Genomic DNA, 23,462 nt, shown 5'->3' on the forward strand with positions numbered 1-23,462 from the left:
GCTGTAGACGGGCGCGCCATCCCCGGCGATCTCGAGGATGTCTGCCTACGTGCAGAACTTCGGGCGTCAGTCGCGCGATATGGACAGCCCCGCGAGAAGCGGAGCGTAAGCGGCGAGCCTGCGGGATATGAACTCGGTGAAGAGCCGCACACGCTTGGTCTTGCGTGTCTCCCCCTGAGTGAGAAGCCAAACCGGTCCATACAAGTGTAGGTCGCTGCCCGGCACTCTCTCTAACAGGGGATCGGCGTCGCCGACGAAGCACGGCAGCGTCGTGATGCCGATACCTTGCCGCACGGCGACGATCTGCGCCTCGCCGTCCGTGGTCCTGAATGGGACCCCCGTGGTGCGAACCTCACTCTCGCGGGCCCAGTCCGGGACGCCATGACCACTTACGGCGATCCATCTGGGATCCGGCGGGCCCGCGCGCCACTCAGCGAGGCGGTCGCCGGAGATGTAGAAGCCGCCGAACACCTCCGGCCCCTTCAGGCCGTGAAGATTGAGCGGCAGGGCTTTGCGGTCGTAGACGACGCGGATCGCCACGTCGGCCTCTCGATTGGTCAGATTCGCCAACTCGCCAGACGACAAGATTTCCAACTCGATGCCCGGATGCAGGCGCACGAAATCGGCGAAGTCCGGCATGAGCAGGTGTGTCGCCAGGGGCGGCGGCAGCGTCACCCGCAGCAGCCCGCGCACGCTCTGGTCGCGCCCGAAGACGCGCGTCTCCAGCTGGTGCGACGAGGCTTCCATCTGGTTGGCGAGCTCGAGGGCCTCCTCGCCCGCCGCCGTCAGGCGGTAGCCCGAAGGCAGCTTTTCGAACATCCGCGCCCCGAGGTGTTCCTCGAGCTGGGCGATGCGTCGCAGCACCGTCGAGTGGTTCACCCCGAGGCGCTCGGCGGCGGCCCGCAGCGAGCCCGCGCGCGCGACGGCCAGAAAATAGCGAACGTCATCCCAGTCGATCATGGTGCATTCCCGCGCCGCGCGGTGCGGCTTCCAAGGCTCGCGGCGAACATATCGAACACCAGCACGGGCGGTCATCATAGCCCATGCTGAACAGCGTGGCCCAGTTTCCGAACGGCGGACACCGATCATCGCGGCTGGCGTCAGTCATTCAGCCGGATCGATTTCGCACCACCGATGTGCGCGCTTCCGCACTCAACGCCTGGCACGGGCGGACCCACTTCCAGGGCCTCGGGGATCTCCCCGAACGGCCAAAGACGGAGTTTGAGGAAGTCATGGGAAAGCTTGAAGGCAAGGTTGCCGTCGTCACGGGCGGCTCGAGCGGCATGGCGCTGGCGAGCGCCAAGCGGTTCGTTGAAGAAGGCGCTTATGTCTTCATCACGGGGCGGAGACAGGAGGCGCTGGACGAGGCCGTCAAACTGATCGGCCGCAACGTGACCGGCGTGCGCGGCGACGTGTCCAATCTCGACGACCTCGACCGCCTGTTCGACACGGTCAAGCGGGAAAAGGGCAAGATCGACGTCCTGTACGCCAGCGCCGGCACGGGCGAAGCCGCCCTGCTGGGCGAGATTACCGAGCAGCACTTCGATGCGGCCTTCAACCTGAATGCGCGCGGCACGCTGTTCACGGTCCAGAAGGCGCTGCCGCTGTTCAACGACGGCGGATCCATCTTCATGACCGGGTCGGTTGCTTCGATCAAAGGTTTCCCTGGCTACAGCGTCTACGCGGCGAGCAAGGCGACGCTGCACGCCTTCGCACGCGGGTGGCTCAACGAACTGAAGGGCAGGAACATCCGCGTGAACGTGCTGCACCCGGGGCCGATCGCCACGCCGATGCAGGACCAGGTTCTCACCGCGGAAGCCAAGCAGATGTTCGAATCCCTGATTCCGCGGGGAAAGATGGGTCGTCCCGAGGAAATCGCGGCGGTCGCGCTGTTTCTCGCCTCGGACGATTCGAGCTTCGTGAACGGGGTGGAGTTGTCCGTCGACGGCGGCTTCTCGGCCATCTGAAGTCGCGCGCCGGATCGCGGGAATGGCGGAACGACTTCCGCGCTGAACGGTCGAACGTTCACGCGGAAGTCGCCACGCGACGAACCGGACAACCCAGTGCCGTTGAGGGCCGGGAATCAATATCAACACGGATCGGAGAAGCACTATGAGCTACGCGATTGTGGGATTCGGCAAGATTGGCCAGGCGCTGGCCCACGCCTTTGCCCGTAGAAACATCGAGGTGACCGTCGCGAGCCGCCATCCGCCCGAGGCGTTGGCGCCGCAGGCTCGGGCGATCGGACCCACGGTCGTCGCCAAGTCGTTGCGGGATGCGGTCGAGGCCGACACGATTATCCTGGCGGTCCCGTTCTGGGAGCATCGCGAGGTCGCCAAGGCCCTGCCCAGCTGGGAAGGCAAGACGGTCATCGACGCCACGAACACGTTTGGCGTTTCCCCTGAAGAGCTGGACGGCCTCCCGTCCTCCGCCTTCGTCGCGAAGGCCTTCACCGGCGCCAAGCTCGTCAAGGGGTTCAATCACCTGGGCGCGGCCACCCTGGCCACCGATCCGGTCGTCGAGGGCGGCCACCGGGTCGTCTTCCTGTCGAGCGACGACGAGGACGCGATCGCTCCCGTGGCGGCCTTGGCCAAACACCTCGGGTTCGCACCCGTCGAGCTGGGAAAGCTCAACGAGGGTGGCGCGCTGGTGCACGCCCGCGGCCGCGCTTGGGGCCCGCTGATCTTCCAGGACCTGTTCAGGAAAGAGCTGTAACGAATTTACGGTCCACTGTCAGAGGCGCTGCTTGCCCGGGCCCGACCATGAGAGCCCGGGAGGGCCAGGTCATAATCCGAGGTCGGAAGCGGCGAGGGCTTCGACGTCCCCCCCCCTGGCGGCGCCTAGTGCGGACCGCTGGCGTCGATCGAGCTGGCGTCCACCACCTGGGCCTCGTCGCGGGCCCCGCGCGGCTCCACGCCGTCGCCGACCTTGCGCATGACCGGGTCGAGCAGGGCGTAGGCGACCAGGGCGCCCAGCACCGCGACGTTCATCAGGTAGGGCGTCGGATGGGCCCACTTGTAGAGCGCCACGCCCAGCACCGGGGCGATGATCACCGAGGCGCCGTTGATGGCGCTGATCGCCCCGGCCACCGCCCCCTGTTCCTCGTGCCCGACCGATAGCGAGGCGCCGGCCGTGAAGCCCGGACGGGCGAAGCCGTAGCCCAGGCTGCACAGGGCGAAGGCCACGACCAGGGTGTGGTAGTCGGGCGAGAAGGCGACGATCAGGTTGCCCAGGGCGGCGCAGCCCGCGCCCAGCCACAGCAGTTGCCGGGGCTTGAGCCGCAGCATGCGGATCAGGCCCCACTGGGCCAGCAGGCTGGCCACCGCGCCGGCCATCATCGCCACGCCGGCGAAGGCGGCGGCCTTGGCCGGCGAGATCGCCAGCTTGTCGATGACCATGAAGCCCAGGGTCTGCTGGTTGACCGTCTGGGCCGAGGCCAGCAGGAAGCCGTAGACGATGAAGGGCATGATCCGCCGGTCGTTCCAGCGCACCCGGGCCCGGGGCCTGTCGCGCGCGCCCACCTCGCGGTCGGGGATCTCCTCGGGCCGTTCGGGCAGGCCGCGCACCACCAGCACCAGCACGATCATCGCGATGGCGGCGAAGGCGAACATCGGCCCCGACAGGGTCAGCAGCGGAAAGACCAGGAACGGCGCGACGGCCGGACCCAGGATCGTGCCCAGCCCGCTGGCCGAGGCCATGGTGGCCAGGGCGTTGGTGCGCTCGGCCGGCGCGGTGCGGTCGGCGACATAGGCCTGGGCCGCCGGATTGGAGGCCGAGCCCACCAGGCCGAAGATCGCCCGCGACAGGGCCGCCCCGGCGAACACCGCCAGCGGGACCATCAGCCCCTTCAGCCCCATGAAGATGAAGAAGCCGAAGCCCAGCATCGAGACGGCGAACCCGGCCATGCCCAGCACCACCATCGGCTTGCGCCCATGCTTGTCGGACATCCGGGCCCAGACCGGCGACATCACCCCCCACAGCAGGGCCGACAGCGAGAAGATCGAGCTGATCAGCACGTCGTTGATGCCGACCTCGCGGGCGATGGCCGGCAGCACGGTCTGCAGGGCGGTGTTGCCGGCGGCGCTGCTCAGCAGCACGGCGAACAGGATGGCGAAGGCCCGGCCCTTGGTGCGATCGGACAGAACAACGTCCGGGCTGGCTGCGGTCATGCTTCCCCTCCACGCGATGCGGACGGAGGAAGCGCGCCGGTTGCCCCGGTCTGGCGCCATCGGCCGACATCAAACACTTGTTAGGCGGGTGCGGCGAAAGGCGCAACACGCCCCGGCCCCCGCCGCGCCCCTTGCTCACCTTGGATTAAGCATTAACGGCGATGATCCCGGCTGAAGTTACCCGGGGCCTCCTTCGTCATGTTCCAGATCATCGGCATCGTCCTGCTGTTTGGCCTTGTGTTCGGCAGCTTCGTCATCTCCGGCGGCAAAATGGACGTGATCACTCACGCCGCCCCGCACGAGCTGATGTGCATCCTGGGGGCGGGCATCGCCTCGTTCCTGATCTCGAACTCGATGACGGTGATCAAGGCCACCGGCGCCGGCATGGGCAAGATCTTCGCCGGTCCCAAGTGGAAGACCAGCGACTACCGCGACCTGCTCAGCCTGCTGTTCCTGCTGACCAAGACCATGAAGTCCAAGGGCGTCATCGCCCTGGAAAGCCACATCGAGCGGCCGGGCGAGAGCACGATCTTCCAGCGCTACCCCAGGATCACCAAGGACCATTTCGCCGTCGACTTCATCTGCGACACCCTGCGGATGATGACCATGAACCTGGAGGATCCCCACCAGGTCGAGGACGCGATGGAGAAGCAGCTCGAAAAGCACCACCACGAGGGCCTGGCCCCGGCCCACGCCCTGCAAAGCCTGGCCGACGCCCTACCGGCCCTTGGCATCGTCGCCGCCGTGCTGGGGGTCATCAAGACCATGGGCTCGATCACCGAGCCACCGGCCGTGCTGGGCGCGATGATCGGCGGCGCGCTGGTCGGCACCTTCCTTGGCGTGTTCCTGGCCTATGGCATCGTCGGCCCGTTCGCCACGCGCCTGACGGCCGTCGTCGACGAGGAGGGCTCGTTCTACAAGATCATCCAGTCGGTCCTGGTCGCCCACCTGCACGGCAACGCCGCCCAGATCAGCGTCGAGATCGGCCGCGGCAACGTCCCGACCCCGGCCCAACCCAGCTTCCTGGAGCTGGAAGAGGCCCTGCAGCAGATCCCCGCCGAGACCTGATACCAAGGTCCTATTAGGCGATCACGGAATGATCACGGATCCGTGAACAAATGTCTTGCCCACGTCTTCGAACTGATGTTCTGTGAGCTGGTGACGCGCCGCCAAGGTCGCGTCAGCGAACATAACAGACGTAAGGGAAGCCCATGTCCACCAAGGTTCTCCGCTCCATCCTGATCGCCGGCATGGCCGTCTCGGCCCTGTCGCTCGCCGCCTGCGGCAAGAAGGCCGAAACGGCCGCCGACGCCTCGGCCCAGAAGGCCCAGGAAGCCGCCGCCTCGGCCAGCACCGCCACCGACGCCGCCGCGACCGCCGCCGGCGCCGCCGCCGACGCCAACAAGGCCGCCGCTGACGCCGCCGCCGCTCCGGCCGCCGGCGCCGCCGACGCCACCACCGCCGCCGAAGCCCCGGCCACGCCCCCCCCGGCTGAAAAGAAGGAAGCCGCTCCGGCCCACTAAGGCCTGAACGGCTCCGCGACGCCTCATCGAGGTTTTCGCGTCCAGAACGTCGAAGGGCCGTCCGCGAGGGCGGCCCTTCTTCTATAAGACCGCCATGAGCGACCCCACCCCTCCCCTCGGCTCCCCCCTGGTCTGGCGCGACGACGGCATGCCCCAGTCGGCGCTGTACGGCGACGTCTACTTCTCCAGCGCCGACGGCCTGGCCGAGACGCGGGCGGTGTTCCTGGCCGGCTGCGACCTGCCCGCCGCCTGGGCCGGGCGCGACCACTTCACGGTCGGCGAGCTGGGCTTCGGCACGGGCCTGAACATCGCCGCCCTGCTGGACCTGTGGCGGCGCGAGCGTCCCGAAGGCGGCCGACTGCATGTCTTCTCGATCGAGGGCCACCCGATCACCCGCGACGAGGCGGCCCGGGCCCTGGCGGTCTGGCCCGAACTGGGCGAGGCGGCCGGCGTCCTGCTCGACCACTGGCCGGGCCGGGCGCGCGGCTTCCACCGCATCGACCTGCCGGGCTTCGACGCGACCCTCGACCTGGCGGTGATGGACGTCGAGCCGGCCCTGGCCGCCTGGGAGGGCGCGGCCGACGCCTGGTTCCTCGACGGCTTCTCCCCGGCCCTCAACCCGGCCATGTGGCGCGAGGAGATCCTGGCCGCCGTCGCCGCGCGCTCGGCCCCTGGGGCCCGGGCCGCCACCTTCACCGTCGCCGGCGCGGTGCGACGCGGCCTGGCCGCCGCCGGCTTCCAGGTCGACAGGCGCCCGGGCTTCGGCCGCAAGAAGCAGCGCCTGGAGGCCCGCATGCCAAATAGGCCTGACACCGAGCCGGCCGCCGCGCCGCGCCCGCGCCGTCTGGCGGTGGTCGGCGGCGGGATCGCCGGCGCCGCCATGGCCCGCGCGGCCCGCGCCCAGGGCCTGGAGGTCACGGTGTTCGACGACGGCCTGGCGCCGGCCTCGGGCAATCCCGCCGCCCTGGTCACCCCAGCCCTGGACGCCGGCGGCGGCCCGCGCGCCGCCCTGCCCGCCCAGGCCTTCGCCCGCGCCGTGACGTTGTACGCGGCCCTGCCCGAGGCGGTGATCGCCCGTGGGGTGTTGAAACTGGCCACGACCCCGCGCGATCGGCCACGCCACGCCGCCGTGGCCGGGCAGGACCTGTTCGAGCCCGGCTCCATGCGCCTGCTGGACGCCGAGACGGCGACGCCGCGGCTGGGCGAACCCGCGCCGGACGCCCTGCTCATGGCCGACGCCCTGGTCGTCGAGCCGTCCCGGGTGCTCGAAGCCTGGCGGGGCGAAGCCGTCGCCGTCCAGGTCGCCCGCATCGCCCACGACGGTGCGGTCTGGCGGCTGTTCGACGCGCAGGACGGCTGCCTGGCGCAGGTCGACGCCATGGTGCTGGCCGGCGGAGCCGGTCAGGCCCGGCTGTGGCCGCGAGCGCCCTTGCGGCCGGTGCGGGGTCAGACCAGTTGGACCGACCACCCCTGCCCCGCCCCCGCAGCCTTCGGCGGCTACGTCGCGCCCACCCGCGACGGCCTGCTGTTTGGCGCCACTCACGACCGCGACGCCGTCGAGACCGATGTCCGACCGGCCGACCACGCCCGCAATCTCGAGGCCCTGGCCAAGGGGCTGCCGGCGCTGGCCGCCAGGCTGGCGGACGCCCCACTGGAGGGCCGCGCGGCCCTGCGCGCCGCCACCGCCGACCACCTGCCGCTGGCCGGCGCCGTGCCCGACGCCCCGCCCGGCCTGTTCGTGCTGGGCGGCCTGGGCGGACGGGGCTTTTGCCTGGCGCCGCTGCTGGCCGAGCATCTGGCCGCGCGGATTCTGGACCTGCCCTCGCCCCTACCCCGCGACCTGTCGGCCCTGGTCGAACCGGCGCGGTTTTCGTCGCGCGATCAACCCTGAGCGCTATGGTTTCCGGGATCGGGGACATTGGGAGAATGCGATGAACCGCATCCGCACCGTCGTCTGCGCGACAACCGCGTCTGCTGCCCAACCCGTCGCGTCCCTGATCCGCCCGCGGCCAGGGTCACGCGCATAGAAAAAGGGCCCGGCGTCGCCGCCGGGCCCTCAACCTTGTTCGCGATCTAGATCTTAGAAGTTGATCGAGATCGTGGAACGGCGGTTCAGCGGTTCCTTCACGCCATCGCCCGTGGCGACGGCCGGTTCGCTTTCGCCCTTCCAGTCCACGGCCAGGGTGGTGGCCGCGACGCCGGCTCCGACCAGACCGTCGGCGACGGCCTTGGCGCGACGCTCCGACAGACGGGCGTTGTACTTCGGCGAACCCGAGGTGTCGGTGTGGCCGACAACCACGATCTTCGTGGCGTTGCCGCCCTTGGCGTAGTTCGCGGCTTCCGAAACCACCGACTGGGCTTCCGGCGTCAGCACGTACTGATCGAACGGGAAGTAGACCACGAACTCACGCGCCTCGTAGGCGGCAACCGGAGGCGGCGGCGGCGGGGGCGGCGGTTCCGGCGGGGGCGGCGGCGGCGGCGGCGGGGGCGGCGGGGGCGGCGGGGGCGGCGGCGAGCCGAAGGTGTAGCGGACGCCGAGCGTCAGCGAGGTGTCCTTGTACTTGCCTTCGAAGGTGCCGACGTCGGTCACGGCGCCGAAGTGGCCGGGGCCGCCGGTGTTGGCGGTGACCGAACCCCATTGCAGGTCGTCGGTCTGCAGATAGCGGCCGGTCAGGTCCAGCGACCAGTTCGGGGCGAAGTCCCAGGCGATGCCGAGCAGGCCCTGCCAGGCCAGGGCCTGGTCGACGTCGTCGAAGCTGGTGTTCTGGAACTGGGCGGCGCCGGTGGGAACGCCGCTCAACTGGCCATAGACCTTGTTGTGGACCCACGCCGTACCGACGCCGGCGCCGATGAACGGACGCCATTGGGAGTCGGGCAGGAAGTCATAGATGACGTTGGCCATCAGGGTGGTGGCCTTCAGCTCGCCGTCCGGCTCGCCGCACTTGGGGGCGGCGACGGTGCGCTCGACGCCGGCGGTGCAGAGACCCTGCGGCTGCGGACGGCCGGCCGAACCGCGAACGCCGCTGATGTCGCCGCTGCGATAGCCGTACTCGCCTTCGACCCGCCAGTTGGGGGTGAAGCGATAGCCGATACGGCCGAAGGCGGCCCAATCGTCATCGGCCGAGAACGTCCATTTGTAAGGTTGGCCGTCCGTGGCGTTGACAGACGAGGTGCCCTTGACGCCGTCGGTCGTATGGTACCCGACGTCGCCGGCGACGTACCATCCGCTCAACGCGCTTTGGGCGGAGGCGCCCGACGCGGCGCAAAGCGCCAACGTCGCAACACCAGCCAGCAACCGGATTTTCATGATGTGAACCCTCTACGTGAATGTCTTGAGGTCGGGTGTAGGAGCGACCTCACGACGACAACGCGCTAAAAGTGAATTCGGGTGTGGCCGATCAGCCACAGGCATCGCTATTTACGTCGAGATCGTGACTTGAGCGATGGAACTCGCCTCCAGATCGCCTTCCCAAGGCCCCGCTTTCAGTCCCCATAACGCTCCTCGCGCCAGGGATCGCCGCGATTGTGGTAGCCACGCACCTCCCAGAAGCCGGGCTGGTCCTGGGCGCGAAACTCGATCGCCTTCAGCCACTTGGCGCTCTTCCAGAAGTAAAGGTGCGGCACGACCAGGCGCACCGGCCCGCCGTGCTCGGCCGTCAGGGGGCGGCCCTCCCAGCCGTGGGCGACCAGGGCGTCCGGATGGGCGAAGTCGTCCAGCGCGAGGTTGGTCGTGTAGCCGTCCGAGGCGTGCAGCACCACGAACCGCGCCTCGTCGCGTGGCCGCACCGCCGCCAGCAGGTCGCCGGTGGCCACGCCCCGCCAAGGGTTGTCGTAGCGCGACCATGTGGTGACGCAGTGAATGTCGGAAACCGGCTCGCTCTGCGGCTGGGCCAGCAGGGCCTGGAAGTCCCAGACCGCCGGCCGCTCGACCAGGCCCTCGATCCGCAGCTTCCAGTCCTCGCGCGGGATGTCGGGCTTGAGACCCAGGTCGAGCACCGGCCAGTTTCGCGTCTCCTTCTGGCCGGGCGGCAGGCGTTGGGCGCCGGGCCTGGCGGTCCGGCCGGTCAGGAACTTGCCCTCGTGCGCCCACGCCTCCTTGTTGCGGGTGAGCTTGGTGGGCTTTTCGGGGGGATGGTCCTCGTCGCTCATGGCGGGCTCCGGAAGGCGGCCTGGCCAGGGTGACGCAAGATCGCGCCGCCGCCTTGCACGATTTCGCCCCGCCGAGGCGGCAAGGCAAGGAACTAGGCGCGGAGCTTCAACACCGCGCGCGCGACGTCGATGAAGGCGCGAAGCTTGGGCGCCTGGGCTGCTCGGCGAGGGAAATACAGGAACAGGCCCGGCTCCTCGATCGCCGTGTCGGCCAGCACCCAGCGCAGCCGCTTCTCGCGGATGTCCTCGCGCACCAGCGGCTCGAACACATAGGCCAGCCCCACCCCGGCCAGGGCCAGGTCGCGGGCGTAGAGCGGGTCGGTGACCCGGGCGCTGCCGCGCACCTTCACCGCCGTGTCGACGCCGTTCTCCTGGACCTCCCAGGCATAGTCGCCGCCAGTCGAGATCAGCCGGAAGCCGATGCAGTTGTGGTCGGCCAGGTCGGCGATCGTCCCTGGCTCGCCCCGCGCCTGGATATAGCCGGGCGCGGCGACCATGATCGCCTTGAACGGCGGGGTCAGCCGCACGGCCGTCATGTCCTGGGCGATCATCTCGCCCAGCCGCACGCCGGCGTCGAAGCCGCCGGCCACGATGTCGACCAGGCCGTCGTCGGACGTCACCTCGATGACCAGGTCCGGATGGCGCCAGGCCATCTCGGCGATGACCGCCGTCAGCGCCATGCGCTGGGCGATGCGCGGCGCGTTCAGGCGCAGCACGCCGGTGATCCGCCCCTTGGCCGCGCGCAGCCGCTCGACCGCCTCGCCGATCTCGGTCAGGGCGGGACCCACCGTGGCGACGAACCCTGCCCCGGCCTCGGTCAGGGCGACACTGCGGGTGGTGCGGGCGAAGAGCGGCAGGCCCAGGCGCTCTTCCACCGTCTTGACCGCGTGGCTGACGGCCGAAGGGCTCATGCCCAGTTCGGCGGCCGCCGCCCCAAAGCCGCCGCGGCGGGCGACGGCCAGAACCACTGGGAAATGGGCGATCAGCTCTCGGTCCATTCATGCACAATATCGAATGACCAATGCGATTTGAACCGCCTTATCGCCGGATCGATCGACTGCGATCTTCGCCTGGCGTTCAAACGGAACGCCTCGCCGACAGGAGCCCGCCATGACCGACATCCCCCTCCCCAAGACCTGGTTCATCACCGGCGCCGCATCGGGCTTTGGCCGCGCCTTCGCCGAACACGCCCTGTCGCTGGGCGACAACGTGGTGGCCACGGCTCGCGCGCCCGCCAGGCTGCGGGCGCTGGTCGCCCTGGCGCCGGAGCGAGTGCTGGCCGCCAAGCTCGACGTCGACCAGCCCGGCGACGCCCAGGCCGCCGTCGCCGCGGCGGTCGCTCGGTTCGGCCGGATCGACATCCTGATCAACAACGCCGGCTACGGCGTGGTCGGGGCGCTGGAGGAGACCCCGGACGCAGAGCTGCGGGCGATCATGGACACCAACTTCTTCGGAGCCATGGCCGTGATCCGGGCCGCCCTGCCCGTGCTGCGGGCCCAGCGCGCGGGCGCGATCGTCAACGTCTCCAGCCTGGGCGGCCAGATGTCGTTCGCCGGCTTCTCGGCCTATTCGGCCAGCAAGTTCGCCCTGGAAGGCGCCTCCGAGGCCCTGGCCCAGGAGGTCGCGCCGTTCGGGATCAAGGTGCTGATCGTCGAGCCCGGCCAGTTCCGCACCGACCTGGCCGGGGCCGGCATGCGCCACATGCCGATCCTGGACGCCTATCAGGACACCGTCGGCCCCACCCGCGCCTTCGCCCACGACATGCACGGAACCCAGGCCGGCGATCCGCGCAAGGCGGCGGCCGCCATCGTCCAGGCGCTGGAGGCGGACAAGACGCCGCTTCGGCTGCAGCTGGGGGCCGACGCGGTCGAGGCAGTGCGCGGTCACGCCCAGACGCTGCTGGCCGATCTGGCGGCATGGGAGGACGTGGGGGCGGCGACCGCGCACGACCCGGCGTGATCACCGCCGGGAGCCATGGACACGCCACCGGCGCGGCCATACGGTCGGCGAAATCCAGATTCCCGACCTATCGAGAGAGACGAACTTGGTTGACGTGACCGCGGTTCCGGCCGCCAGCGGCTTCGCGTTCGGCCCGTTCCGCCTGCTGACCGCCCAGCGGGCCCTGCTGCGCGACGGCCGGCCGGTTCGCCTGGGCGGACGGGCCTTCGACATCCTGACCCTTCTGGTTGAGCGGGCCGGCCAACTGGTCTCCCGGCAGGACCTGGCCCTCCGCGCCTGGCCCGACACCCACGTCATCGACGGGACCTTGACCGTGCACGTCGCGGCCCTGCGGCGGGCGCTGGACGACGGCCTGGCGGGGACTCGCTACATCGTCAACACGCCGGGGCAAGGCTACGCCCTCGTCGCGCCCGTTACCGTCATCGAGGGCCCGGCCTCGCCCGCCCGTTCCGTCGCCGCCGGGTCCGGGCCGGGGCTCGGGGCCAACAACCTGCCGTCCCAGACCCCCCGCCTGGTCGGACGCGACACACTGGTCGGCGACCTGCGGCGGCGGCTCGACAAGCGAAGGCTGCTGACCCTGATCGGCCCCGGCGGTATCGGCAAGACCGCCCTGGCCCTGGCCATGGCCATGGCCGAGGACCTGACGGACGCCTATGCCGACGGCGTCTGGCTGGTCGAGCTGGGGGCGATCATCGATCCGCGCCTGGCGCCGACCGTGCTGGCCCAGGCCCTGCGCCTGGCCATGCCCGCCGACGATCCCCTGCCCGGCCTGGTCAACGCCTTGCGCGACAAGCAGATGCTGCTGGTGCTCGACAACTGCGAGCACGTGATCGAGCAGGTCGCCTTCATCGCCACGAGCTTGCTGGAGAACGCGCCCGGCGTGCGGATCCTGGCCACCAGCCGCGAACCGCTGCGGATCGAGGGCGAACAGGCCTATCGCGTCCCGTCGCTGGAAAGCCCGGCGGACTCACCGCGACTCGCCGCCGCCCAGGCCCTGGCCTTTCCGGCGGTCCAGCTGTTCGCCGAACGGGCCGCCTCGGCCATGGCCGGCTTTGTCCTGACCGACGCCGACGCGCCCAGCGCCGCGCGCATCGGCCGCGTGCTGGATGGCCTGCCGCTGGCGATCGAGCTGGCGGCGGCCGGCGTCGAACGGTTCGGGGTCCAGGACCTGGCGGCCAGGTTGGACGCCCGGCTGGAGCCCGCGGTCGCCGACCGTCGCGCGGCGCCGGCCCGCCACCGCACCCTGGGCGCGACCCTGGACTGGAGCTACCAGCTGCTCAGCGCGCCCGAACAGAGCCTGTTTCGGCGGCTGTCGGTGTTCATGGGCGGCTTCACCCTGGAATCGGCCACCGCCGTCGCCGCCGAAACGCCCGAGGACACGGCGACGGTCGCCGACCTGATGACCGGCCTGATGCTGAAGTCGCTGGTCACCCCGCACTTCGCCAACGGCGAGCTGCGCCTGCGCCTGCTGGAGACCACCCGGGCCTTCGCCCTGCGAAAGCTGGCCGAACACGGCGAGATCCAGGCCGCCAGCCGCCGGCAGGCGGTCTACTGCCGGGACCTGGTGGACAGCGCGGCGAAGGCGGCCGATGGCGCGTTCCTGGCCGTGGTCGCCGCCGAGATCGACAATATCCGCGCCGCCCTGGCCTGGGCGTTCGGGCCCGGCGGCGACGAAGAGGTCGCCACCGCCCTGGCGGCGGGCTCGGCGCCGATCCTGCTGCACATGTACCTGCTGCCCGAGTGTCACCACTGGATGGCCAAGGCCGTCGACGCCTTGAGCGACGCCGACCGCGGCACCCGCCGCGAGATGGTGCTGCAATGCGCCCTGGGCCTGGCGTTGATGTACACCCAGAGCACCAGCGACCGCGCCCAGCAGGCCCTGACCCGGGCCTGCGCCCTGGCCGAGGCGTTCGACGAACGGGGCTGGCAACTTCAGGCCCTGCTCGCCCTGGCGGCCATCCGCCACCGCTTCGAGGACTTCGACGAGGCCCTGGCCCTGGCCAAGCGCGCCGTATCCGTGGCGACCCTGACCGGCGACGGCCTGGCGCTCGGACGGGCCCAGGCGGTGCTGAGCAGCGCCCTGATGCTGCTGGCCCGCTATGACGAGGCCGTCGCGGCCGGCCGGGAGGCGCATCAGAAGATCGACGCCGTCCGCCAGGCCCACATCATCCGCGAAGGCACGATCCACGCGATCTACGCCCAGGTGACCGTGGCGGCCGGGCTTTGGGCCCAGGGCCGGCTCGCCTCGTCGGCGCGGACCACGCGGGCCTTGACCGCCGAGGCCGAGGCCGGCGGCGATCCGGTGTCCCTGTGCCTGGCCCTGACCTGGTGCCGATGCCCCCTGGCGCTGCGGCTGGATGACCTGGACGCCGCCGAGCGGCTGATCGCCCAACTCCAGGCCCTGGCCGAGAAGAGCGGCCTGAGGGCCTATCTGGCCTGCGCCGTCGCTTTGGAAGGCCAGCTAGCGGTCCAGCGCGGCGACCTGGCGCGCGGCGAGGCGCGGCTGCGCGCCGGCCTGGCGGCGCTGGACGAAGCCCGCAACGCCATGTTCGCCACGCCGCACCGGATCGACCTGGCCCAGCTGCTGATCGACCAGGGCCGCGCGGACGAGGCCCTGGCGGTCGTCGCCGAGGCGGCGGCTCGGGCGGAGACACACGGCGGCTGGTGCGCGACGGAGCTGCTGCGCGTCCAGGGCGAGATCGCGCTGTCGAAGGGCGACGCCGGCCTGGCCGAAGCCGCCCTGAACCGCGCCGTGGCGCGGGCCCGCCACGAGGGGGCGCTGACCTGGGAACTGCGCGCCGCCATCAGCCTGGGCCAGTTGCGCGCCGCCCGGGGCGAGACCCGCCAGGCGCACGACCTGCTGGGCGAGGTCCATGCCCGCTTCACGGAAGGCTTCGACGCCCCCGACCTGCGACGCGCCCAGGCGCTGTTGGCGTCGTGGGGCACGGCCTGAAAGCCGCCGCCAGGAAGCCTTGGATCAAAGGCCGCCACGGGCGCTGACGGGGACGATTTCCTGTCCCGGCCCTGGCCAGGTCGGGCGTCCCCTCCAGACACACCAGGCAGCTCAGATGATCGTCAGCGACGGCGAGCTGTTGAGGGCGCCGGTGACGGTGCAGGCGCCGGGCGAGCCCGGGATCGTGACGCCGACGAAGTCAATCTTGCCCGGCGAACCGTTGATCCAGCCGGTATTCACGTTGCCGCTGCAGGATCCGACCATCGTCTTGAGGCCGATGCCCTGGAGCGTGACCGAAGTCGTGGTGTTCGGATGCAGGTACCAAGGAAGTCCGGTGGGCGCGACCAGCGCGCCACATTGCCAGCTTCCGCTGAACGAGGCTTGGGTAATCACGACCATGCTACCGCCGCCAGGCACGTAACCCGTCAGCGTGACGGCGCAGGTGACGATCGATCCAGGTTGCTGAATGGTCAGGTTGCCGGTGAACGTGACGCTGCTGAGCGGATTGGGGGTGAACGTCGCGGCCGAGGCGGGAGCGGCCAAGCCAGCGGCGGCCAGGACGGCGGCGGACAGAATAGAGGCGCTCTTGAGCATGACGCCTTCCTCCCACTTGCAACCCTTCGTTGGATCGCAACCAGAATGACAACCGCAAGGGTTGAGAGTCAATGATATTTACATCAATGTAGAATGTAGATCGGAAGCAGCAGGGTTGCACCCGCTCGGGTCTGCTCGTCCAAGCCGCCAGGCGGATGATCGAAGCTGCCTGAAATGGTTGGCGCCGAGGGGCGGTGGCGGTGGCGGCTCCAGAGAGCCCGCTAATGTTCTCTCTTCGGGAAGCCAAGGATTCAGCGCCCGCGGCGCCGGAGAAGCCGCCGTTTCAGGTCGATACGGGGGGCGCGCGCGCAAGAACCAGCGGCCGGCGCCAAGGTTCAAGCTCTTGATCGACTTGGGAAGAGGAATGGTGGACGCGACAGGGATTGAACCTGTGACCCCCTCGATGTCAACGAGGTGCTCTCCCGCTGAGCTACGCGTCCGCCAAAGCGGCCCTGAAGCGCTTTGAAAAGCGTCCGGGGCGGGAAGGTGTGGGGGTATAGCGGCGGCTTTCGGATGACGCAAGCCGCGCCATAAAATTTTACGCGGCCATCATCTTTTCGACTTCGGAGACGAGGTCGCGCAGGTGCACGGGCTTGGACAGGACCTTGGCCCCGGCGGGCGCGCGGTCCTGGGCGGACAGGGCCACGGCGGCGAAGCCGGTGATGAACATGATGCGCAGGGAAGGGTCGCGGGCGGCGGCCTGGCGGGCCACCTCGATGCCGTCCATGCCGGGCATGACGATGTCGGTCAGCAGCAGGTCCCAGGCGGTGTCCAGGTGCTGGACGGCCTCTTCGCCGTCGGCGCAGGCGGTGACCTCGAATCCGGCCCGCTCCAGCGCGCGCGCCAGGAAGCCGCGGAGGGAGTCATCGTCTTCGGCGAGGAGGATGCGGGCCATGCGGTCAGTTTCCAGGCGATCGTCGGGGTTTGAAAGCTCGTTTCTAGAGAAGGACGGTAAATCGCGGATGAACCCGGGCCCTCCTGTCCACAGCAAAAGCTTGGCTGTCGGCATTTACCCTTATAGCGCGGTTCCGTTGCCGTTTGACCCTGGACCGCGCGACCGCGACAATAAGCCCATGAACGCTTGGGAGCCGATCGCTTCGGATACGCCGGCGGCGGCGGGGCAAGGTTTCGCGCCGGCCTTCGAGGTTCTGCGCGCCGCCCCGGAGGACCAGCCGCCGCCCACGCCGCTGGTGTTCGCCTCGCCCCATTCGGGCCGGCTCTATCCGCCGGAGATGATGGCCGCCGCGCGCCTGGGGACCCAGGACCTGCGCGGCTCGGAGGACGCTTTCGTCGACGACCTGATCGGCGGCGCGCCCGCCCTGGGGATCGCGGTGATCCGGGCCCGGCTGGCGCGGGCCTATATCGACCTCAACCGCGACGCCTGGGAGCTGGATCCGGCGATGTTCGAGGACGACCTGCCCGAGTTCGCCCGCGCCCGCACGGCCCGGGTGGCGGCGGGCCTGGGGGCGATCGCCCGGGTGGCCGGCGAGGGCCGCCCGATCTACGCCCGCAAGCTGACCTTCGCCGAGGCCAAGACCCGGATCGAGACCGCCCACCAGCCCTATCACGACGCCCTGGACCGGCTGCTGGCCCAGGCCCGCAAGGCCCACGGCCTGGCGATCCTGGTCGACTGGCACTCGATGCCGGCGGCGGCGGCGCGCGGCCATCGGGCCAAGGGCGGCGGGCCGTGCGACATCGTGCTGGGCGACCGGTTCGGCGCCGCCTGCGGGCCCCAACTGACCGGGCTGATGGAAAAGACCCTGGAGGGGCTGGGCTACCGCGTGGCCCGCAACGCCCCCTATGCCGGCGGCTACACCACCGAGCACTACGGCCGCCCGACCCGGCGCACCCACGCCATCCAGGTCGAGATCAACCGCGCGCTCTATATGAACGAGACAACCCGCGAGCCGACCGAAGGCCTGGCGCGGCTGAAGGCGGATATCGAGTCGGTGACCCGGCAACTGGCGGAAACGAATTGGAACGAGGTGCTCTGAGCCTCCCCGCTCCAGGCTCGTCTCATCCGTCACCCGCGCTCCACGCTGGAGTGAGCTGACCTGGCGACGCTCGCACCGCATCCGCAAACCGCGGCGTTGCCGGTCAGAAGTCAGCCGCGAGTTCGATTTGATCGAAGAGCGCGAAAGCTGGCAAGGCCGTGCAGGCGCTCGACGCCGCCGGCCAACTGAAATTCACCAATGTATTGGTAGATCTGGCGGTCAGCAGCATGGAATAGGCGCGGTTCTTCGCCTCGGATGACCAGCTTGCGGGAATTTGACACCAAGCCGTGCACGTCTTGTTGGTCGTAAAGTATATGTACTCTCCGGAAACTATTACCTTTCCGACCTTCTCTCCGTAGCAAAATTCCGCCCTGGCGGGCTGGCTGAACGACAAGCCAATCATAGATGAGACGACTGCCACAGCAATTTTCGCCTTGATATTACACATCTGTTTATTTCCCCACCAATTCCGCAATTTATCTCTAGCATTTTCAAACACCGACATAACCTATAGTAGAGATCCAGACAACAGCAGGCGATGGGTTCCTCGCTGCCAAAACCGATTGCTACAGGAAGCCGCGATAAGACTCGCTGCCGGGCCGCGCTGTCGAATCCGAGTTCTCGAGAGCGAACAATCGCCTCCGCCCGTGGCGCCAAACGCGCGGTCGATACCGGCCAGAGAAAAGGCGCGCGGCCGGAGGCGCCCAACGCTCCCTGAGCTCAGGCCAAAAAAAAGCCCGGCTCGAAAGCCGGGCAGTTCATTAGGGAGGAAACGCCCAGGAAGGGCAGAGGCGGCAGCGCCGCCTCACAGGTCGTTTATAGGGTGCGGTGCGAAACGCATCAAGCAAAATCTTCGACAGCGTTGTCGGTTTTTCTCTCGCGCCCCTCAGAAACCCTTTGTGGCACAAGGGTCGGCGAACATCACCCCCAAAGCTTGGCTATTTTTTGCACTATGCTGCGCTGCACAATTAGTTGCCAAAGAAACGACCTCCGTGCGCAACTTCCCAAAACACCCTGAAATTAAGGGGTTTCGGGCTGACACCGGTTTCCGTCTGAATCTGATATGCAGGGGTGGGGTGGATAAACGTCGCGCAGTCGCGTAAAAGCCGCGCGCCTGACGCTCACTGCGTCAAACTCCTTGTTCTTCCCCGAAAGTTCGCCTTCTCCATGTCCATGCGAAACATCGCCATCATCGCGCACGTCGATCATGGCAAGACCACGCTCGTCGATCAGCTCCTGGCCCAGTCCGGCGTCTTCCGAGCCAACGAGGCCACGACCGAACGCGCCATGGACTCCAACGACCAGGAGCGCGAGCGCGGCATCACCATCCTGGCCAAGTGCACCAGCGTGCTGTGGCACGGCGAAGCGGGCGAAACCCGCATCAATATCATCGACACCCCCGGCCACGCCGACTTCGGCGGCGAGGTCGAACGCATCCTGGGCATGGTGGACGGCTGCGTCCTGCTGGTCGACGCCGAGGAAGGCGTCATGCCGCAGACCAAGTTCGTGCTGACCAAGGCGCTGAAGATGGGCCTGCGCCCGATCCTCTGCATCAACAAGGTCGACCGCGCCCACGCCGATCCGGACAAGGTTCACAACGCCGCGTTCGACCTGTTCGCCGCCATCGGCGCCACGGACGAGCAGCTGGACTTCCCGCACATCTACGCCTCGGGCCGCGCCGGCTGGGCGACGATGGACCTGAACGTCCCCAACGATAACCTGGCCCCGCTGTTCGACCTGATCGTCCGCCACGTGCCGGAACCCAAGCAGATCGCGAAGAAGGACGCGCCGTTCCAGATCCTGAACGTGCTGGTCGAAGCCGACCCGTTCCTGGGCCGCCTGCTGACCGGCCGCATCGAGAGCGGCAAGGCCGTTCCTGGCATGGCCATTCACGCCCTGGATCGTGACGGCAAGGAAATCGAACGCGGCCGCATCACCAAGGTGCTGGCCTTCCGCGGCCTGAAGCGCTCGCCGGTCGACGAAGGCGCCGAGGCGGGCGACATCGTCGCCATCGCCGGCATGTCCAAGGCGACCGTGGCCGACACCCTGTGCGCCCTGGACGTCACCGAGGCCCTGCCCGCCCAGCCGATCGATCCGCCGACCATCTCGATGACCGTCTCGGTCAACGACAGCCCGCTGGCCGGCAAGGAAGGCGACAAGGTCCAAAGCCGCGTGATCCGCGACCGCCTGCTGAGGGAAGCCGAATCGAACGTGGCCATCAAGGTCACCGAGTCGACCGAAGGCGACGCTTATGAGGTGGCCGGCCGCGGCGAACTGCAGCTGGGCGTCCTGATCGAGAACATGCGTCGCGAAGGCTTCGAGGTGTCGATCAGCCGTCCGCGCGTGGTGTACCAGACCGACCCGGAAACCGGCAAACGCCTGGAGCCGATGGAAGACGTCATGATCGACGTCGACGACGAGTTCTCGGGCATCGTCATCGAGAAGCTGTCGGCCCGTAAGGCCGAACTGAAGGACATGGGCCCGTCGGGCGCCGGCAAGACCCGCATCTCGCTGGTCGCCCCGTCGCGTTCGCTGATCGGCTATCAGGGCGAGTTCCTGACCGACACCCGCGGTTCGGGCGTGCTGAACCGCGTGTTCAGCCACTACGAGCCCTACAAGGGCGCCCTCGACCAACAGCGCAAGGGCGTGTTGATCAGCAACTCCGACGGTGAAACGGCGGCCTTCGCGCTGTGGAACCTGGAAGATCGCGGCGTCATGTTCGTCGGGGCCGGCGAGAAGACCTACCTGGGCATGATCATCGGCGAAAACGCCCGGGGTGACGACATGGACGTCAACCCGATGAAGGCCAAGCAGCTGAACAACATCCGCGCCTCGGGCAAGGATGAGGCCATCCGCCTGACCCCGCCGCGCCGCATGACCCTCGAACAGGCCATCGCCTACATCGAGGAAGACGAGCTGGTGGAAGTGACGCCCAAGAACATCCGCCTGCGCAAGCAGGTGCTGAACCCGTCGTTCCGCAAGCGTCGCGTCAAGGAAGAATAGGCTTCACGCCCTTCCGGACAACAAATGGGCCGCCGTCCTCCGGGACGGCGGCCTTTTTCGTCATGGGCGAAGCGTCAGGCGCGCTTCTTGAACAGCCCCAGCAGGAACAGCAGCAGGACCGCGCCGATCGTCGAGACGATGATGCTGCCGACCCAGCCCATGAAGTGAATGTTGAACATGCTGGCCAGGAAGGCGCCGATCAGGGCTCCCACCAAGCCGACGACCAGATTGGTCAGCAGGCCGTGATTGCGGCCCATGATCTTCTCGGCCAGCCAGCCGGCGAAGATGCCGATGATGATCGCGCCGATAAAGCCCACACCGTTCATGTCGTTGTCTCCCTAACAGCCAAGTTTCGACCAGAATGCGCGAAGGACCGCGATGGTTGCGAGTCAATTCGCCGTATCGACCCGCGCCACCACGCTCATCCCCGGCCGCAGGCGGGCCACGTCGTCCTGGTTCGGATCCAGGACAATGCGGGTGGGCAGGCGCTGGACCACCTTGGTGAAGTTGCCGGTGGCGTTGTCGGGCTTGATCACCGCGAACTCAGAACCGGTGGCCGGGCCCAGCCGCTCAACGCGGCCGCGCAGCTTCAGCCCGCCCAGGGCGTCGACCTCGACCACCGCCGGCTGGCCGACGCGGATCTTCGCCGTCTGGGTCTCCTTGAAGTTGGCCGTCACCCAGGTCTGGCGTGGCACGACGCCCATCAGCTGGGTCCCGACGGCGACATACTGGCCAAGCTTGACCCCCACCTCGCCGACGGCGCCGTCCTCGGGGGCGCGGATGGTGGTGTTGGCCACATCGATGCGGGCCAGCTCCACCGCCGCCTGGGCGCTGGCCAGCGAAGCCTGCAGCGACTCGCGATTGACCTTGGTGGTGACCAGGGCCTGGCGGGCGATGTCGATATTGGCCTCGCTCTGGGCGACGCCGGCCGTGGCCTGGCGCAGGGCGACGGCCAGCACGTCGCGCTGGCTGGCGGCCAGCCAACCCTTGGCCAGCAGCGGCTCGGCCCGGCGCAGGTCGACCTGGGCCTTGGCCAGGGCCGCCCGGCCGCTCTCGGCCTGGGCCTGGGCCAGGCGGATCTGGGCGGCGTTGGAGGTCTGGGCCTGGAGATTGGCGTCCAGCGCCGCCTGGGCCGACTGCACGGCCGCCTGCGCCTGGGCCAGCTTCTGGCGGAAGATGCGGTCGTCGATCTGGACCAGCACCTGGTCCTTGGCCACCGGCTGGAAGTCCTTGACCGCCACCGCCACCACATAGCCGTCGACCTTGGGGGCCAGCAGGGTGACGTAGCCGCGCACATAGGCGTTCTCGGTGCTCTGGACCGTGCCGGTGAACGGCGGCAGGCGCCAAGCGTAGAGCACCAGCAGCACCCCGCCGAGCCCGGCGACCACCACCGGGATCGCCGCGCGCGACCACAGGCGCTTGGGCGCCGGTGGGGGCGCCGGTGGGGGCGGCGGCGCCGTTGGAGCCTGGGGCGCGGCTTGGGGGTCGGACATCAGGCGGCCTCCGCGGGCGTCGGCGTCCGGGCCTCGCGCCGCTGGCGCAGCTCGGCGCGGACGCGCAGCAACAACAGGTAGAAGAACACCATCAGGGCCAGCACGGCCACCGTGGCGAACACGTCGTCATAGGCCAGCACCGTGGCCTCGCGCGTCGCCTGCTGGGCCAGCAGGGCCGCGCCCTCCCCGGTCCGCAGGGCGGGGTCGGTCAGCACGCCGGCATAGCCGCCCGACAACTGCTTCAGCCGCAGGGCGACCTGCGGGTCGGTCAGGGTCAGGTGGTCGGTGATGGCGGCCGAATGGACCCGCTCGCGCACGGTCATCAGGGTGCCCAGGAACGCCGAGCCGCCCAGCGCCCCCAGGGTCTGGCCGGTCGAGAACAGCACGATGAAGCTGACGATGTATTCCTGGCCCATCTTCATGGCGCGCGGAAAGCCGGCCAGCAGGGCGGCGGGCAGGAACAGCGCCCCGGCGAAGGCCATCATCCCCTGGCTGAGATACATCTGCTCGGGCCGGGTCAGGCTGGTCGACCGGCTGTCCAGCCAGGCGGCGAAGGCCACCATCAGCAGGGCGACCAGGGCCGGGGTGCTGACGTGCAGCGGGTTGATGGTCAGGGCGACGATGATCATCCCGGCCAGGGTGGCGGCCAGCATCACCCACGACAGCCCGGCCATCTGGTCGTTGTTCATGCCCAGGACCTGCAGCAGGCCGAACGCCCCGACGCCCTGCTCCGACAGCACGATGCGGAACAGCAGGATGATCACCAGCAGGCGCAGCAGATCGGCGCTGGTCAGCCAGCGCAGGTGGATCAACGGCTTTTCGCGATGCAGCTCGACCAGGGCCGTGGCGACCAGCAGCACGACGGCCGCGGCCAGGCACCAGCCCAGCCACGGCGAATCGAACCACCAGACGTAGCGCCCCTGGCCCAGCACCACGCACAGCAGGGCGATGCCCGGCGCGAACAGGGCGAAGGTCAGGAAATCGCGCCATTGGAACATCGACATGCGCGGAACGGGCGTCAGGCGCAGCAGGTTGACCGCCGCGATGCAGATGACGCTCAGCCCGATCTCGGCCAGGTACAGCCCATGCCATTGGCCGGTGTCGAGCAGGTTGGAGGACACCAGCCGCGACAGCGGCAGGGCCAGCTGCGCCCAGCCGATGCCCAGGGCCAGGCCCATCACCCGCCGCTCGGGCGGCACGGCCTCGACCATGTAGAGCAGGGTCAGGGTCGACAGGGCGGTGGCCGCCACGCCCGCCGCCGCCCGCACGGCGATGGCCGAGCGCAGGTCATTGGTCAGCAGGTGGGCCAGGCCGATGACGATGAACAGGCCAAGCCCGATGTCGGCGAACAGCCTCAGCCCGTACTGGAAGCGGAACTTGACGGCCAGCAGGGCGATGGTGGCGTTGGTGGCGGTATAGGCGATCGACAGCCAGGCGGACTCGCTGGTGTAGGCGCCGAGCGAACCCTGGATCCAGGGCAGGTTGTTGTTGACCAGATTGGCCCCCAGCCCCTGGGTCAGCCCCAGCAGCAGCGACACCGCGCCGTAGGAGAGCCCGTGCGCCCAGGTCCAGGGCGGCGGCGGGGGCGGGGCTGGAGCGGCGGCGTCGGTCACCTAGGGTGAAGC

The 23,462-nt window shown here is 69.1% G+C and carries 20 protein-coding genes and 1 tRNA gene; 9 read left to right on the forward strand and 12 right to left on the reverse strand.

Annotated features, from left to right (window positions below; translation table 11 throughout):
- Positions 1 to 66: 66 nt before the first annotated feature.
- Positions 67 to 960 carry a LysR family transcriptional regulator gene (locus ASD79_RS07175; RefSeq protein WP_056720357.1) on the reverse strand — a complete coding sequence of 298 codons (894 nt, stop codon included), beginning with the start codon at positions 958 to 960 and terminating at the stop codon, positions 67 to 69.
- A gap of 272 nt (positions 961 to 1,232) precedes the next feature.
- On the opposite strand from ASD79_RS07175, the gene ASD79_RS07180 reads away from it, so the two are divergent.
- Positions 1,233 to 1,967, forward strand: a complete 735-nt coding sequence (locus ASD79_RS07180) for an SDR family NAD(P)-dependent oxidoreductase (protein WP_056720358.1) — start codon at positions 1,233 to 1,235, stop codon at positions 1,965 to 1,967.
- Positions 1,968 to 2,088: 121 nt separating this feature from the next.
- Positions 2,089 to 2,715 carry an NADPH-dependent F420 reductase gene (locus tag ASD79_RS07185; RefSeq protein WP_255356967.1) on the forward strand — a complete coding sequence of 209 codons (627 nt, stop codon included), beginning with the start codon at positions 2,089 to 2,091 and terminating at the stop codon, positions 2,713 to 2,715.
- Positions 2,716 to 2,840: 125 nt separating this feature from the next.
- Here the strand turns inward: ASD79_RS07185 and ASD79_RS07190 are convergent, their stop codons facing one another.
- Positions 2,841 to 4,169, reverse strand: a complete 1,329-nt coding sequence (locus tag ASD79_RS07190; RefSeq protein ID WP_056720360.1) for an MFS transporter — start codon at positions 4,167 to 4,169, stop codon at positions 2,841 to 2,843.
- A 198-nt stretch (positions 4,170 to 4,367) separates the two neighbouring features.
- Between ASD79_RS07190 and motA the strand changes: the two genes are divergently transcribed.
- From motA to mnmD, 3 genes are all read left to right on the forward strand, one after another.
- Entirely contained in the window at positions 4,368 to 5,237 is an 870-nt protein-coding gene (gene motA / locus ASD79_RS07195) for a flagellar motor stator protein MotA (RefSeq protein WP_056720361.1), read from the forward strand.
- 143 nt (positions 5,238 to 5,380) lie between these two features.
- A complete protein-coding gene (locus ASD79_RS07200; RefSeq protein WP_056720362.1) occupies positions 5,381 to 5,692 on the forward strand; it encodes a hypothetical protein in 312 nt (103 codons plus the stop codon).
- A 94-nt stretch (positions 5,693 to 5,786) separates the two neighbouring features.
- Complete coding sequence (gene mnmD / locus ASD79_RS07205; RefSeq protein WP_056720363.1) at positions 5,787 to 7,583, forward strand: tRNA (5-methylaminomethyl-2-thiouridine)(34)-methyltransferase MnmD; 1,797 nt, start codon at positions 5,787 to 5,789, stop codon at positions 7,581 to 7,583.
- Positions 7,584 to 7,772: 189 nt separating this feature from the next.
- Here the strand turns inward: mnmD and ASD79_RS25410 are convergent, their stop codons facing one another.
- The 3 genes from ASD79_RS25410 to ASD79_RS07220 form a co-directional block, all read right to left on the reverse strand.
- The gene (locus ASD79_RS25410; protein ID WP_056720364.1) at positions 7,773 to 8,999 is read right to left on the reverse strand and encodes an OmpA family protein; all 1,227 of its coding nucleotides are present in this window, start codon (positions 8,997 to 8,999) and stop codon (positions 7,773 to 7,775) included.
- A 176-nt stretch (positions 9,000 to 9,175) separates the two neighbouring features.
- A complete protein-coding gene (locus ASD79_RS07215) occupies positions 9,176 to 9,841 on the reverse strand; it encodes a sulfite oxidase-like oxidoreductase (RefSeq protein WP_056720365.1) in 666 nt (221 codons plus the stop codon).
- Between the two features lie 92 nt (positions 9,842 to 9,933).
- Entirely contained in the window at positions 9,934 to 10,839 is a 906-nt protein-coding gene (locus ASD79_RS07220) for a LysR family transcriptional regulator (RefSeq protein WP_056720366.1), read from the reverse strand.
- Between the two features lie 112 nt (positions 10,840 to 10,951).
- On the opposite strand from ASD79_RS07220, the gene ASD79_RS07225 reads away from it, so the two are divergent.
- Positions 10,952 to 11,800 (forward strand): oxidoreductase, encoded by an 849-nt coding sequence (locus tag ASD79_RS07225; protein WP_056720367.1) that lies wholly within the window; start codon positions 10,952 to 10,954, stop codon positions 11,798 to 11,800.
- Between the two features lie 94 nt (positions 11,801 to 11,894).
- On the forward strand, positions 11,895 to 14,753 hold the full coding sequence (locus tag ASD79_RS07230) for a winged helix-turn-helix domain-containing protein (RefSeq protein ID WP_235524355.1): 2,859 nt from the start codon (positions 11,895 to 11,897) through the stop codon (positions 14,751 to 14,753).
- A 111-nt stretch (positions 14,754 to 14,864) separates the two neighbouring features.
- Here the strand turns inward: ASD79_RS07230 and ASD79_RS07235 are convergent, their stop codons facing one another.
- The 3 genes from ASD79_RS07235 to cpdR form a co-directional block, all read right to left on the reverse strand.
- Entirely contained in the window at positions 14,865 to 15,347 is a 483-nt protein-coding gene (locus tag ASD79_RS07235; RefSeq protein WP_056720369.1) for a hypothetical protein, read from the reverse strand.
- A 365-nt stretch (positions 15,348 to 15,712) separates the two neighbouring features.
- Positions 15,713 to 15,787, reverse strand: a tRNA-Val gene (locus ASD79_RS07240).
- A gap of 98 nt (positions 15,788 to 15,885) precedes the next feature.
- Positions 15,886 to 16,242, reverse strand: a complete 357-nt coding sequence (cpdR, locus tag ASD79_RS07245; RefSeq protein ID WP_007672892.1) for a cell cycle two-component system response regulator CpdR — start codon at positions 16,240 to 16,242, stop codon at positions 15,886 to 15,888.
- Between the two features lie 178 nt (positions 16,243 to 16,420).
- Here cpdR and ASD79_RS07250 point away from each other — a divergent pair, with 178 nt between their 5' ends.
- The gene (locus tag ASD79_RS07250) at positions 16,421 to 17,341 is read left to right on the forward strand and encodes an N-formylglutamate amidohydrolase (protein ID WP_056720370.1); all 921 of its coding nucleotides are present in this window, start codon (positions 16,421 to 16,423) and stop codon (positions 17,339 to 17,341) included.
- Between the two features lie 103 nt (positions 17,342 to 17,444).
- Here the strand turns inward: ASD79_RS07250 and ASD79_RS07255 are convergent, their stop codons facing one another.
- Complete coding sequence (locus tag ASD79_RS07255) at positions 17,445 to 17,789, reverse strand: hypothetical protein (RefSeq protein ID WP_156400407.1); 345 nt, start codon at positions 17,787 to 17,789, stop codon at positions 17,445 to 17,447.
- Between the two features lie 719 nt (positions 17,790 to 18,508).
- Between ASD79_RS07255 and typA the strand changes: the two genes are divergently transcribed.
- Entirely contained in the window at positions 18,509 to 20,344 is a 1,836-nt protein-coding gene (typA, locus tag ASD79_RS07260) for a translational GTPase TypA (protein WP_056720372.1), read from the forward strand.
- A gap of 74 nt (positions 20,345 to 20,418) precedes the next feature.
- On the opposite strand, the gene ASD79_RS07265 is transcribed toward typA, so the two are convergent.
- The 3 genes from ASD79_RS07265 to ASD79_RS07275 form a co-directional block, all read right to left on the reverse strand.
- A complete protein-coding gene (locus ASD79_RS07265) occupies positions 20,419 to 20,670 on the reverse strand; it encodes a GlsB/YeaQ/YmgE family stress response membrane protein (RefSeq protein ID WP_056720373.1) in 252 nt (83 codons plus the stop codon).
- Positions 20,671 to 20,733: 63 nt separating this feature from the next.
- Positions 20,734 to 21,837, reverse strand: coding sequence for an HlyD family secretion protein (locus ASD79_RS07270; protein WP_082584834.1), 1,104 nt, complete (start codon positions 21,835 to 21,837; stop codon positions 20,734 to 20,736).
- Positions 21,837 to 23,450: a hypothetical protein gene (locus tag ASD79_RS07275; RefSeq protein WP_056720374.1), complete on the reverse strand. Its 1,614-nt coding sequence runs from the start codon at positions 23,448 to 23,450 to the stop codon at positions 21,837 to 21,839. The genes ASD79_RS07270 and ASD79_RS07275 overlap by 1 nt, the downstream gene beginning before the upstream one ends.
- Positions 23,451 to 23,462 lie beyond the last annotated feature (12 nt).

It is taken from the genome of Caulobacter sp. Root655, assembly GCF_001427665.1.
In the GTDB taxonomy this organism is placed as follows: Bacteria; Pseudomonadota; Alphaproteobacteria; order Caulobacterales; family Caulobacteraceae; genus Caulobacter.

Coding starts and splice junctions, on each gene's coding strand:
- ASD79_RS07220 (WP_056720366.1), bottom strand. CDS start 10,839: ATGGACCGAGAGCTGATCGCCCATTTCCCAGTGGTTCTGGCCGTCGCC.
- mnmD (WP_056720363.1), top strand. CDS start 5,787: ATGAGCGACCCCACCCCTCCCCTCGGCTCCCCCCTGGTCTGGCGCGAC.
- ASD79_RS07215 (WP_056720365.1), bottom strand. CDS start 9,841: ATGAGCGACGAGGACCATCCCCCCGAAAAGCCCACCAAGCTCACCCGC.
- ASD79_RS07255 (WP_156400407.1), bottom strand. CDS start 17,789: ATGTGTAATATCAAGGCGAAAATTGCTGTGGCAGTCGTCTCATCTATG.
- ASD79_RS07200 (WP_056720362.1), top strand. CDS start 5,381: ATGTCCACCAAGGTTCTCCGCTCCATCCTGATCGCCGGCATGGCCGTC.
- ASD79_RS07190 (WP_056720360.1), bottom strand. CDS start 4,169: ATGACCGCAGCCAGCCCGGACGTTGTTCTGTCCGATCGCACCAAGGGC.
- ASD79_RS07270 (WP_082584834.1), bottom strand. CDS start 21,837: ATGTCCGACCCCCAAGCCGCGCCCCAGGCTCCAACGGCGCCGCCGCCC.
- ASD79_RS07175 (WP_056720357.1), bottom strand. CDS start 960: ATGATCGACTGGGATGACGTTCGCTATTTTCTGGCCGTCGCGCGCGCG.
- ASD79_RS07265 (WP_056720373.1), bottom strand. CDS start 20,670: ATGAACGGTGTGGGCTTTATCGGCGCGATCATCATCGGCATCTTCGCC.
- ASD79_RS07225 (WP_056720367.1), top strand. CDS start 10,952: ATGACCGACATCCCCCTCCCCAAGACCTGGTTCATCACCGGCGCCGCA.
- ASD79_RS07250 (WP_056720370.1), top strand. CDS start 16,421: ATGAACGCTTGGGAGCCGATCGCTTCGGATACGCCGGCGGCGGCGGGG.
- ASD79_RS07235 (WP_056720369.1), bottom strand. CDS start 15,347: ATGCTCAAGAGCGCCTCTATTCTGTCCGCCGCCGTCCTGGCCGCCGCT.
- ASD79_RS07180 (WP_056720358.1), top strand. CDS start 1,233: ATGGGAAAGCTTGAAGGCAAGGTTGCCGTCGTCACGGGCGGCTCGAGC.
- cpdR (WP_007672892.1), bottom strand. CDS start 16,242: ATGGCCCGCATCCTCCTCGCCGAAGACGATGACTCCCTCCGCGGCTTC.
- motA (WP_056720361.1), top strand. CDS start 4,368: ATGTTCCAGATCATCGGCATCGTCCTGCTGTTTGGCCTTGTGTTCGGC.
- ASD79_RS25410 (WP_056720364.1), bottom strand. CDS start 8,999: ATGAAAATCCGGTTGCTGGCTGGTGTTGCGACGTTGGCGCTTTGCGCC.
- typA (WP_056720372.1), top strand. CDS start 18,509: ATGTCCATGCGAAACATCGCCATCATCGCGCACGTCGATCATGGCAAG.